The 12386-nt window shown below is 28.0% G+C and carries 11 protein-coding genes; all 11 read right to left on the bottom strand.

Annotated features, from left to right (window positions below):
• Window positions 1-19: 19 nt before the first annotated feature.
• Genes LY08_RS03755 through LY08_RS03705 form a run of 11 tightly spaced genes read right to left on the bottom strand, consistent with a single transcriptional unit; the run spans window position 20 to window position 12385 of the window.
• Window positions 20-1180 carry a glycosyltransferase family 4 protein gene (locus LY08_RS03755; RefSeq protein WP_111659099.1) on the bottom strand — a complete coding sequence of 387 codons (1161 nt, stop codon included), beginning with the start codon at window positions 1178-1180 and terminating at the stop codon, window positions 20-22.
• Window positions 1161-2201: a glycosyltransferase family protein gene (locus tag LY08_RS03750; protein WP_111659098.1), complete on the bottom strand. Its 1041-nt coding sequence runs from the start codon at window positions 2199-2201 to the stop codon at window positions 1161-1163. Before LY08_RS03750 ends, LY08_RS03755 begins: the two co-directional genes overlap by 20 nt.
• Window positions 2202-2204: 3 nt before the next feature.
• Entirely contained in the window at window positions 2205-3131 is a 927-nt protein-coding gene (locus LY08_RS03745) for an NAD-dependent epimerase/dehydratase family protein (protein WP_111659097.1), read from the bottom strand.
• Between the two features lie 30 nt (window positions 3132-3161).
• Window positions 3162-4274, bottom strand: coding sequence for a glycosyltransferase family 4 protein (locus LY08_RS03740; RefSeq protein WP_111659096.1), 1113 nt, complete (start codon window positions 4272-4274; stop codon window positions 3162-3164).
• 1 nt (window position 4275) lies between these two features.
• A complete protein-coding gene (locus LY08_RS03735) occupies window positions 4276-5163 on the bottom strand; it encodes a glycosyltransferase family 2 protein (protein WP_111659095.1) in 888 nt (295 codons plus the stop codon).
• A gap of 17 nt (window positions 5164-5180) precedes the next feature.
• Window positions 5181-6131, bottom strand: a complete 951-nt coding sequence (locus tag LY08_RS03730; RefSeq protein ID WP_111659094.1) for a glycosyltransferase family 2 protein — start codon at window positions 6129-6131, stop codon at window positions 5181-5183.
• Complete coding sequence (locus tag LY08_RS03725; RefSeq protein ID WP_111659093.1) at window positions 6132-6911, bottom strand: glycosyltransferase family 2 protein; 780 nt, start codon at window positions 6909-6911, stop codon at window positions 6132-6134. It abuts the gene before it with no gap.
• A gap of 27 nt (window positions 6912-6938) precedes the next feature.
• Window positions 6939-8210 (bottom strand): glycosyltransferase, encoded by a 1272-nt coding sequence (locus LY08_RS03720; protein ID WP_111659092.1) that lies wholly within the window; start codon window positions 8208-8210, stop codon window positions 6939-6941.
• A complete protein-coding gene (locus tag LY08_RS03715) occupies window positions 8210-9100 on the bottom strand; it encodes a hypothetical protein (RefSeq protein ID WP_111659091.1) in 891 nt (296 codons plus the stop codon). Before LY08_RS03715 ends, LY08_RS03720 begins: the two co-directional genes overlap by 1 nt.
• Window positions 9087-11162 (bottom strand): methyltransferase domain-containing protein, encoded by a 2076-nt coding sequence (locus tag LY08_RS03710; RefSeq protein WP_111659090.1) that lies wholly within the window; start codon window positions 11160-11162, stop codon window positions 9087-9089. The genes LY08_RS03715 and LY08_RS03710 overlap by 14 nt, the downstream gene beginning before the upstream one ends.
• A complete protein-coding gene (locus LY08_RS03705) occupies window positions 11141-12385 on the bottom strand; it encodes an ABC transporter ATP-binding protein (RefSeq protein WP_111659089.1) in 1245 nt (414 codons plus the stop codon). Before LY08_RS03705 ends, LY08_RS03710 begins: the two co-directional genes overlap by 22 nt.
• Between the last annotated feature and the right edge of the window lies 1 nt (window position 12386).

Genomic DNA, 12386 nt, shown 5'->3' with positions numbered 1-12386 from the left:
AAAATTACTTACATTTATTTTAATCTAACAATGTTTTAAATATATCAATATAATTGTTAGATATTGTCCTAATAGAATAATTATTAATATAATGTGATCTAACATTTTCTCTAATCTCAACAATCATTTCGGGTGTTTTCTTAGCTAAAAAGTTAATTTGATCTATTAAAGATTGCTTATCATTTATATCAAACCAAAAATTATTTTTAGTATCTTTTAATCTATCTTCCATTGCACCAACTTTTGTGGACAAAATTATTTTACCTGCAGCCATAGCTTCAACACCTACCAATGGTCCTGCTTCTTCATAAGATGGTATAATCAAAACATCAATTTTCTTGAAATAATCGGAAATATTTTCTGGTGATACTACCTTTAGAATAGTTATGTTATCTGTTTTTAAACAATTAACTTCTTTATGTAATGGACCAGAACCTGCAATAATTAAAAGTTCGTTTAGAGTATTAAAATTTTTCATTAATTCTATTATACCTTTTTCAGCTGAAAATCGCCCCAAAAAACCATAGACTAATTTTTCCGTAGCACTTATTTTCAAATTTAGTAACGACTGTTCTTGTAAAGAGGTTTGATCAATTTTAATAATTTTTTTGGGTTTAAAAGGCATTAAAGACAATCCATTTTTTAAAGAGTGTACTAAAGTTACATCTATCTTTGGTATCAACTTTTTAAAATCCTCCGTTATGTTCTGTATTTTACCTGTAGTTCTTAAAACAATAGGTGTGTTTGTTTGATTACAATATATAATCATTTGGTTTAAAGCATTCAAACTTAAAGTGCCACAATATAAAATAGCATCTGCTTTATCGATTTCTTTTTTTAAAATGTTATTTTTTAAAATTGAAAGGTTAAACAGACGTCTACTTATTTTATTATCTACTAAAAAATGTGAGGGTGTTTTACGTTTATGATAGTGCTTGAGAAAATAGCTGATAAATCTAATGGTAATGTATTGGCGATTAATCTCTTTATAAACATTAGTCCAATTACAATTTAAACCTTTTATTGCCTCAGACTTTTCAGTCATTAAAAACATAGAAACCACTTTTATTTCAAATTTTTTTGATAGTGCTATAATAATATTTCTTGCTTCTATTTCACGACCTCCAATATTATCAATTAAGCCAATTATAGTTATTTTTTTAATATTTTCTGTCAACATAATTAAACACTTGCGAATTTGTCAAACCTTTTGTTTTTAATAAATATCTTAATAAAGGTTTAATTTTTATAGCACGTTTGAAGAGTTTATTGATTATAATATACTTAACTGTATTTTTCTTCAAAGTTTTTAAAGACGAGTAATCAATGTGTTTTTGTTCTCTTGCTTTTAAAGCATCAAAGTTGTCTTGCATCCAGGGTTCAAATACATTCCCTAAGTGGTAGGCATTATTGGTATAGGTTGACAAACGATAACCGTCAGTCAACACTACTGGTTTATCCATATATAAAAACTCGCTATCACCATCTATTAAATAAGCACTATTGTCTTCTGGCAAGGCTTTAAACACTTCGGTTTTATAGGTCGCAACAAAATGAGAACAGCCTAGTACTGCTATAGTATCATCCTTTGCTTGTAATGTACCTATACTGTCACCAAACTCTTCTGGTAAATGAGTCCAACCAATGCTTTTTGCAAAATTCTCTAATGCATCTACATCTTTGACTGCTCTAAATTTTAATTTTTTAGAGAATAAATATTTGCTCCAAATATTAGCTGTTAAGTCTAAATGTTTTCTATAAACAGGTACTGGACATACAGCACCAGCTTTTGGAAACGAACTAAAGACCTTGACTACCTCATCTTCCCAATGGTCTAAAAATAACACGTCTGCATCTGTAATGGTTACTAACCGCTCTTCAACTGTACGTAATGCTTTTAACAAACTATTAATTTTACCAATACCTTCTCGTTCTATTATGAGCTCATCAATATTATGGCTATCATATAATTTAATCAATCTTTCATTAACTTCTTGACTACACTTATTACTAATTATGGATACTTTTAGTTTAGAACTTGCTGTTTTTAATACAGAAAACAAGCACAGTTCAAAGATTTTATAAGCATCTTTAAAATAATCGTTTTCATGCGGTATGTGCAATGGAATAATAACCCTATGATCACATGGCTCTTTAACAACTAACTTCCCTCCTTTGGTTGGATTATAACCTTTACGCATACATTATTGTTTCTTGTAATACTCTACTAGTTTTAAAACGCCTTCTTCAAGTGGCATTAAGTCTCTACCTAGTACTTTTTTCATTTTTGAAGTATCTGGACAACGTCGTGCCATATCACCTTCTTTTAAAGCTGGTAAATGCACTATATTACTTTTAGAGTTTGTCAAACTGATAATCTCTTCTGCTAAAGATAAAATGGTTTGTTCTTTGTCACTACCAACATTTAAAACTTCGTTTACACAAGATTTATCTGTGATGGCTTTAATGCAGGTTTCAACATTATCATCTACATAACAAAAGGATCGAGTTTGTAATCCATCTCCATAAATATTGATGTCTTTATTTTGAAGTGCTAATTTTAAAAAACGGGGTAATACAAAGTCTTCACTTTGATTAGGTCCATAGGTATTAAAAAACCTGAAAATGGTATATTCTAAACCGTATTCTTGATAGTAGGATTTAAAAAACGCCTCTCCAACATTTTTAACAATGGCGTAGGGTAATCTAGAATTAAGTGGTGTTGTGTTTTCGTTTTGAGGGATTTCAAAAGGTTCTCCGTATACCTCGGAAGAGCTAGAATAAAAAACACGTTGTACTCCAGAATTTTTTGATAGGGATAAGATATTTTTAATCCCTTCTATATCTTTTAATACACTCATTGGGTGTTTTAAAGTACGCTTTACACCAACCATAGCAGCATAATGAAACACAAAATCAAAATCATAACGTGCAAATACTGGTGCAATATCTTCATAATTATTAACATCAGATTTAATAAACTTAACGTTATCCAATTTTGGTATTTTATGCAAACTACCGGTAGATAAATTATCTATAATTACAATGATATTAGATTTATCTGAAGCTAAGTGCTTTGCTAAGGTACTACCAACGTTTCCTGCACCTCCTGTGATTAAATATGTGGTCATTTTATTTCTTATATTTCTAAAAAACTAAAATTATAAATACAAACTTACTGCATCCAAATAAGCTTTAGCTATTGTTTTTTTGGAATGATTGTTATTATAAATTTCAATATAGCGTTTTTGAATTAGTTTTATCTGTTTAGCATCAAAATTTGAATACTCTAAAATTTTAATTGAAAGCCCTTCCCAATCACCTTGGTCAAACCATAAGTTATCTTCACCAAAAAAACGTTCTGGCATTGCACCACTTTTAGTGGATAATATTGGAATTCCTAACAATGCTGCTTCTAATGCATTGTAAGGTCCTGCCTCTTCAATTGAAGACACTATTAAACAATCAAAATTAGAGATGGCAGCAATCATACTATCATACTTTAAATGACCGTAAAACTTAATGTTTTTGTGCTCTGCTTTAGATTTTAAATGTTCTATTTCTGGGCCATCACCTATTATATGTAGTTTTAAATCTTCTCTATCTTTTATAGCATTAAAAGCTTTAATTACAGTAATAACATCTTTATTTTTGTCTAATCTTGAAGCACAATAAAAGTTTTTTATAGTATCTATAGCTCTTTGCTTAACTAGAATATCGTCTTCTTTAAAAACACATTGGTCAATTATTTTATAATTAAGACCATCTTTTTGTTTAAATACTGTTGAATTTTTTTCTGAATGATTAATAAATAAACTGACGTGCTCTACATAAGAAAAATACGCGTCGTTTAAATTAATTTTAGGGATTGTACCAGTGGTTCTATAAATGACCTTCTTATTATGGTTATTTGCTGCTAAAATTATCTCTTTGGTGTAATTAGAGGTTAATTGAGCCATTATAACAATCAAATCTGCTTCTTTTATAACTTGGTTTAAAGACTTTATATTTTGATTGTTAAGATTTTTAAAATATAGGTTATCATAATTTATTTTAAATCCAAGAAGTGCTTTTAATTTGTTTGTCTTTTTTTTGAATTTGGTATAAATATCTAATGTTGGATTAACCAAATACAAATCATTATTTTGTTTAATGGTTTCGGTAGAAAAAATGGAAACTTCATATCTCTCTTTTAAGACATCTGCAATAAAGGCAGTCTCAATTTCTCTACCTCCTCTAGAGTTAATGGGTCCTAAAATGGCTACTTGTTTCAAACTATTTTTGGTTTATTTTTTTCTTTACAAAACGCATTAATTGGTTGCGGTAAAAATAGAAATTTTTAAAAATTTCATTTTTAAAGTTTACCTTCAATACTTCAAATGCATAACTTTTACCAAAATCTATATAACTTTTAAACTTGTCTTTGTCTTTTGTATTAAGATACTCTGCTATTAATTTCCAGCTTTGGGTTAAGTCTATTGCTTTGGCTAAAGAGCTTAAGTTACTAGTTTTGTTATCACTTGCAGCTCTGTATTTTACATGACAATTACTATCAAAAGCTATTGAATTAGACTGATAAATTACGCGACAAAATAGTTCTCCATCTTGGTTTATTTTTAACGCTTCGTTCCACAAGCCAGATTTTAAAAAAATTTCTTTTTTTACTAAAAACACATGAGAGGGTAAAAAACTTTTTAAATCTCCATACGCTATTAAAAGTTGGTAAGCTGGATTGTAATCTTTATACAGTAAAGACTCTTTAATTTTGAAATCCTCATGAGTTGTAAATCGTCCCCATTTGCAAGTCACGATATCAGCATTTGTATGTTTAGCCCGTTTTAATTGACTACTTAATTTATTTTTTGAAAGTAAATCGTCTGAGTCTAAAAACTGAATATACTCACCGTTACATAACTCAAAACCATAGTTTCTGCAAGCATTGGCACCTTTTGGTTTGTGTTTTGGTCTATCAAGAAATTTAAATCTCGTGTCTTTTTTACAATAGGCATTAACAATTTGGGCTGTGTTATCTGTACTTCCATCATCTACAATTATACATTCCCAATTAGAGTAGTCTTGAGCTAAAATACTATCTAAAGTCTCAGGTATAATATGACCTCTATTAAAACTAGGGATGATTATGGAGACTAATGGATTAAACATAAATAAGTTATACTGATTTATTTATTATATAAAAATGAAAAATATTGTTTTCTGAGTCGTATTAGTGGAAAATACTTAATTGCTAACTTTGAAAATAACACCTTTGGATTAATTATAAAAAGAGTGCTCCAATATCTAATATAAGTTAACATACTAAGCTTCTCTTTAAATTTTAATCGCCATAAATTATCCATTATCCAATCAACATATTTTAAATCAACATTTTTTTTGTAACACCAAAATAGTAGTGATTCAAAAACTTTAAAATTATAGTCACTATAAAACTGGCTATTATTAAAAATGTTTTTTTCGTGTACACCTCGTATAGCAACTGGCTTATCAATTTGCCCAGATTCTAATTTACAAACTATTGCAGCTTTTAGTATCAAGTCAGAGTCCTCTCCTACTGCTAACTCTTCGTTAAAAAGCCCAATTTTATTAAATACATCACTTTTTAATAGTAATCCATCTAAAGAAAAATGTCCGTTTTTGTGATAAATTAAATTTTCAAATAAATTTTCTGGACTAATCTTTTTAGTAATTGTTGTTAATTTAAGTTTTTCAAATTCTGAATCTTTATATTCTCTATAAAAATGAACACCTATTGCATTGTATACACCATCTAAAAATTTATTATGATTAATAATTTCAAAATCTTTTAAAAACCTATGTTCTAAATAGAAATCATCAGCATCTAAAAAGGCTATATAATTACATTTTGCTTTTTGTAAAGCTAAATTTCTGGTAGCAGAACGTCCTCTGTTTTCTTTATTTGTATGGTAATAAACTTCTAAAATTGAATAGTCAATAAGTAATTTATCAAGTATGTGTTCCGTATTATCTGTACTACCATCATTAACAACTATAATTTGCTTAACTTCAGGTTGTTGTATTGCAGATATTATTGCTTTTTCAATATATTGTTCTGCATTAAAAACAGGTATAATAACAGATACAGTTGCTTCCATTTAGAACTTATTAATTAAACCTAGTTTTATTAATAATTTTATTTTTTTTGAATTACGTAAGTCTGTAATTGTATCTCTAAGCTCTATCATTTTTTTTAGATCATTTATAAAAAGGCTAAACTCCTCTTTTAAAATTGTAGCTCTTTCTTGCTTTAAAAGCATTCTGTTTTCTTGAACAGAGCTTATTCCTCCTTCATAAAAATTAGTAATTACATCATCTAAATGTTTATAAGTCGCATTATATTTACATATTGCTAGTATTAAAAATTTCCAATCAGATACTATTTTTAAAGTCTCATCATAAAGTCCTATAGTTTCAAATAAGTTACGTTTAGTAAACGTTGCTTGATGTGGTGGTACATCATTATAAAGGTATTCAAAAGACAGTTGGTCTGGACATTTTTTTATTTTTTGAGAATTAGCTCCAATGACATTGATATTACAATAAATAATATCTGAATTAAATAAATCTTTACTAACTCTTTTCAATGCATCATTATCTGAAAAATCGTCTCCACTATTTAAAAACAACAAATAATCACCTTTTGCTACTTTTATTCCTTTATTCATAGCATTGTAAACACCAGTATCAGGTTCGCTAATCCAATAACTAAAACTGTTTTCATTGTCCTTAATAACGTCTAGACTTCCATCTGTGCTATTTCCATCAATAATGATATGCTCAAAATTAGAGGCAGTTTGGTTTTGTACACTTTTAATAGTGCGTTCTAAACCTAGCTTATCATTGTAATTTACAGTTATGATAGAAATTATTGTCACTTTTTTTCTAAATTAATTATTAAAAAATTAAGTTTTATTTAACACCTTCTTATAAAGCTTAATATAGGCTTCTGCCTGTATATTTTGATTATATTTAGTAATTGCTTGCGTGCGAATTTGTTCTCTTGTTAAAGTAACACCTTTACTAAAAAATTCTTGTATTTTATCTGCAAGAGATATTACACTTACAGTCTGGGTAAGCATCCCATTATCACCATCTATAATCATATCTGGAATACCTCCAATAGGAAACCCAATAACTGGAGTACCACACAATAGTGACTCTAAAACTGTATTTGGTAAGTTATCCATTAAGGAAGGTATTACAAAAACATCTGCCAAAGAATAAATAATACTAATTGTTTTTTCATCTGTTATTGCTCCTAGATGTTTGATTTGAATTGATGTATCTAAATTTGGTTTTCCTCTTCCAATAGAACATAAAATCATATTATCATCATTTATTTGCTCTAAAGCTCTTTTTAAATAAACAAATCCTTTTCTATTATTTTCTACAGAATCTGCAACAAATAATACAACTCTCTTTTTTAATGGTATATCAAATAAATCTCTTGAAAATGCTTTGTCTCTTGTTTTAAACACTTCTACATTTAACCCATAAGGTATATGATAAACCACTCTATTTTTAAACAGATTACTTGATTCTGCTTGATTCTTTAGCCATATAGAAGGTGCTACTATTGTTAAATTACTACAATTTTTTAGAGCTTGAAGTTTTAAATCTAAATTTTGATTAAAAACTTTTCTTTCATGATCTGTAAATTGCCTTTCTAATGGATTACCCTCTTTACTTATGCCAAATTCTAATTCTGCATAATGTTCTCCTCCTGTAAAAGGGTTCATATCATGTAGAGTCCAAATTACTGGTTTGGTATTATTTTTAAAAAAAGATTCAAAATCTAAAAAATTTGCAACCCAATGTAAATTAATAATATCTGCTTTTTTATAAAGTTCTGTTTTTGTAATATCATATTTAGAATTTGGGAAAGAAAAAAATTCTAGCCCTTTTGTTCTTTTATTAAGAAAATTAGTTTGACTATTAGCAAATATTTTTTCTAAAGAATAATATCCTATTATCTTATTAGCCACTTTCTTAATTATTATTCTTAAAATATTCTTTTTCTTTTTTTTAAATTGAAATGTATTTTGATAATTCTTACTTTTTTCTAACACTAAAGCATTTGATACTACTTCTGTATTTTGTAAAGCCATATGCAACCTAAAGCAGGCATTGGCTGCACCTCCTCTATCCAAAGTACTTATTATAAGAATCTTCATTACTTTTGGCTTTTGATTTTAAACTCTTTTATTCCAGATTTAAAAATACTTGCATTTTCACTAGGAAAAGCATATAAAATATTACCTGTAGATGCTAAGTTACTTACACAATAATTAATTGCATCAAAAATACTAACTCCTTTCATTTCAACTGCGCTGAAATGTTTTCCTGAATTTTTCATATAGTTGGTGGTCCAATCTTCTCCCACTTTATGTTTTTTTTTCAAATCATCTAACTCTCTATCAAAGAAATATCTATTATCATTCAGATCGACACCTAACATTAATATATTCGTTTTTGGATAATCTATAGAAATCACATTAAAAACGGTAGTAAGGCTTCCTCTAAAATGATATAATGAATCGTTGAAACTATTTCCCCAAATATTATTTTCTGAAAAAAGACTCTCAATTCTTATAAATTTTGTTTTATTTTTCTTTTTAATAAAAATTGGTTTGAAAGAGTTTTTTAACTCAATATCTTCTCTTATTCTATTAAAACTATTTTTAAAAAATGGCTTATATAATTTTCTTAATATTGAAACTAAAAAGTGAATTGACCTAAATCTAGTTATTTTACTTAAATATTTAAGTTTTTCATGACAAACGTATTGTTCTATTTCACTACTTAAATAGTAAGAAATGTCATCTAATTTAGAAGTTTTCTCAATTGATTGTCTAAGAAAAAATTCTGCAGTTTCATCATTACAATCATGAAAATATAGCTTGTTGGGTTTCACTTTAGTCAAATCAAAAAAATATCCAAATTTATTTATGGCAATTCTAGCTTTAGTTTGATTTATCCAGCTAATTAAACTTTCTGGAAGATTGTTTATGCTATATCCAGAACCCAAAACAACTACCCATTCTTTAGGATTATAATTTACCATCTAAGGTTTTCTTAATTGTTGAAAAATTATCTGAAGTGCATTTTAAAAAATTATCCTTAGCATCTGAATAATCAGAGTCGTCTATGAAAATTTTTACTTTATCTAATAATTCAGAAATTAAATTATTTGAACTAATCTCAACTCCTCTTTCAGGCATTTTAATATCATTTAAAAAATATTTTAACTTTTCGTGACTGATAAGGCTAATTATACTAATATCTAATCCAAAAGGTATCATTTGAGCATGCCCTCTTGTACCAATGATTAAATCAAAAGTCTTGTACTTTTTAATAATATCATCAATACTTAGCCCAACTAAGTTTTCAATTGGCATGTTAATATTATATTGTAAAACCCATAGCATGAATTCTTCGTCACGTGGTACATGAATAATATATACTACTTCATAATCTTGCTTTTGTAAGGCTTTAATAACTTGACAAAGCCTTGACATAATCTTGTTCTCTTCACTTTGATTGCCATACCTCAAATTATGTCTGTCAAATGCAATATTTATTCCTATGCGTTTTTTTCTGTTGGCTTGTTTTACTTTAGCTTTAGGAGCATATAATTCATCTAAAATCGTGGTTGGACAAGGCTGAAAAGATATTTTTTTCTTTAATTCAACATCTAAATATGATGAAATATTTTGTATGGAACCAGAATTTCTCAATCCAAAAAAAGAAGATTTTTCTACCAACATATTTAGATTTTCAGAAAATTTATTGATAAAATCATCCTGACCTCTAAACTTATTGTATCCTACAGCATGGATAAATAATGGTGCTTTTATTTTAATATAATACTCTGCAGGGATTGCCCATTGCCAGCCTGAAATATTATTTTCATTTGTGTCCTTTAAAAATAATCCACCTCCTCCAACTATAATACCATCAAAATCATTTAGTCTATCAATAAGGTCTAATGTTACTTCTTTGTGTAAATCAAATAATTCAAAATGTACATTTCCTAAATAATGTTCATATTGTTTTCTTACTGCATTAAAAAGTGCAATATCTCCAGTATTATAAGAGTTATGAAATCCTAGATGTGCAATTCTATATTTAGCTTTCTTTAATTGCTTTTCTTCTTCTTTCTTTTTAAGTATTTCTTTTAGTTTTCTTATTTTTCTTTCAGTTTGTTTTTTTAAACTATATAATTTGTATTTAAAATTTTTATTTTGATTCTTATAAATAGGTCTAATTCCATTTTTTTTAATATCAATTAACTCAATAATTCTTTTGTAACTATCTAATTGTAAATCAGGAGTATATAGTTGAGTTCTTTTTTTAGCAACAACATTTACAAATCCACGATGATGTTTTAAATCTATTACTTCAAAATTACTTGACTCTAGTAAATATCGTAAAGTAATATCACTAAATGAATTTATATGAGGTTTCCAAAAAAAGAATTTTTCATTATCACCATACAAATTATCTATAGATGGACACTCTAAATAAAGAATTCCATCTTGATTTAATAGTTCATAGCATCGTTCAACAAAATATTTCGGATTTTCGACATGTTCTATAACGTGAAATGAAGAAATTAAATCAAAAGTTTTTTTTGTTTTAAAATTTTCTAAAAATGTATTTTCTATTTGAATTTTATAATTTTCATTGCCATATTTAGAAAAATTTGAATCTGGCTCGATACCAATAACATCTTGGCCAAGAACGCTTAACAATCTTAAATAACTACCTACACCACATCCAATTTCAAGAGAATCTTTGAATTTATATAAAGTCTCAATCCCTAAAACAGTTTGTAATCTTTTAAAATTTAACCAAGCGATTTCTTCTGATCTTTTTATTTTAGCAATATTTGGCTTATTACCTCCTCTTGCTTCAGTAGAAAAACCTCCCAAAGAATACAAATCATTGTGTGTTGTTAAATTAGGCCTAGGCAATACCATGATAAACCCACAGTGCTTACATGAAAAATTATTTAGAAGGTCATCATTTCTGTCAAGTTCTGAAATAAGAACGAAGGAAGTGTTTTTACATAAAAAACATCCCACTTTACTGTTTATAGTTTTTAACTCTTGACTTTTTTCCATATTGTTGGTAATATAATTTTTCCAGGTCTTTTACTACGTGTTCTATAAGTATCGACAATATTAATAGTAATTTCATCTTTTACAACATCTACTAAATTTCCACTTTTAGATTTTATACCAAAAGTAATTTTATAAAATCCTACAAGTAAATATTGAGCATTAAAAAGAAATTTTAAATTATTATCATCTTTGGTAATTACAAGTTTTTCATCTGTAGATTCACTAAAAAACAAAACTTCTCCTAATTCATCTCTGACATAAAAAGCACAAATATACTCATCAACAATAGATTGGCTTAGTTTTAAATCAAAGCAAATTTCATCATTTACATCAAAAACATTAGTGTTACTTGTTAATTTAATACTTGTTATACCAAATTTTTTGTCTTCATTAAGATATTTAGTTGTCAAATTAGAATGAGGTTCATTTTTTAAATATTCAGATATACAAAGATTAATATCTTCACTTTCAAAAACGTTCTTTCCATTTTCTAATAAAAGACCTCTAGTACACAAACTTCTAACAGCTGCCATATTATGACTCACAAACAAGACTGTACGACCTTCCCCTCTAGAGATGTCTTGCATCTTACCTATAGCTTTTTTCTGGAATTCGGCATCTCCTACTGCAAGTACCTCATCCACTACTAATATCTCTGGTTCTAAAAAAGCAGCAACTGCAAAAGCCAAACGTACGGTCATCCCAGAACTATAACGCTTAACAGGTGTATCTATGTAACGCTCGCAACCAGAAAAAGCAATTATCTCATCAATTTTAGAACTGATTTCCTTTTTAGTCATTCCTAAAATAGCGCCATTTAAGTACACATTTTCTCGACCTGTCATCTCGCCATGAAAGCCTGTCCCAACTTCTAATAAAGAGGCTATTCGCCCTTTAGTTTTTATTTCTCCTGTTGTAGGACTAGTGACTTTAGATAAAATTTTTAATAACGTAGATTTACCTGCTCCGTTTTTACCTATAATCCCTAATACTTCACCACGTTGAACTTCAAAATTAATATCCTCTAAAGCCCAAACATAATCGGACTCTGCTTTAGTACTTCGGTCATTACTTTCTCCAACTGTTAAAAAAGGATCGTCTTTACCTCTAATTTTAAACCACCAACGCTTTAAATCGTCTTTAATAGTTCCAGTACCTACCAACCCTAAACGGTATTGTTTAGAAATGTTTTCGGCTTTTAATATGATGTCTTTTTTTTTCATA

The organism is Olleya aquimaris, assembly GCF_003259525.1.
GTDB lineage: Bacteria > Bacteroidota > Bacteroidia > Flavobacteriales > Flavobacteriaceae > Olleya > Olleya aquimaris.
Note: the sequence above shows the minus strand (reverse complement) of the source record. Positions and strands in the feature narration are given on the sequence as shown.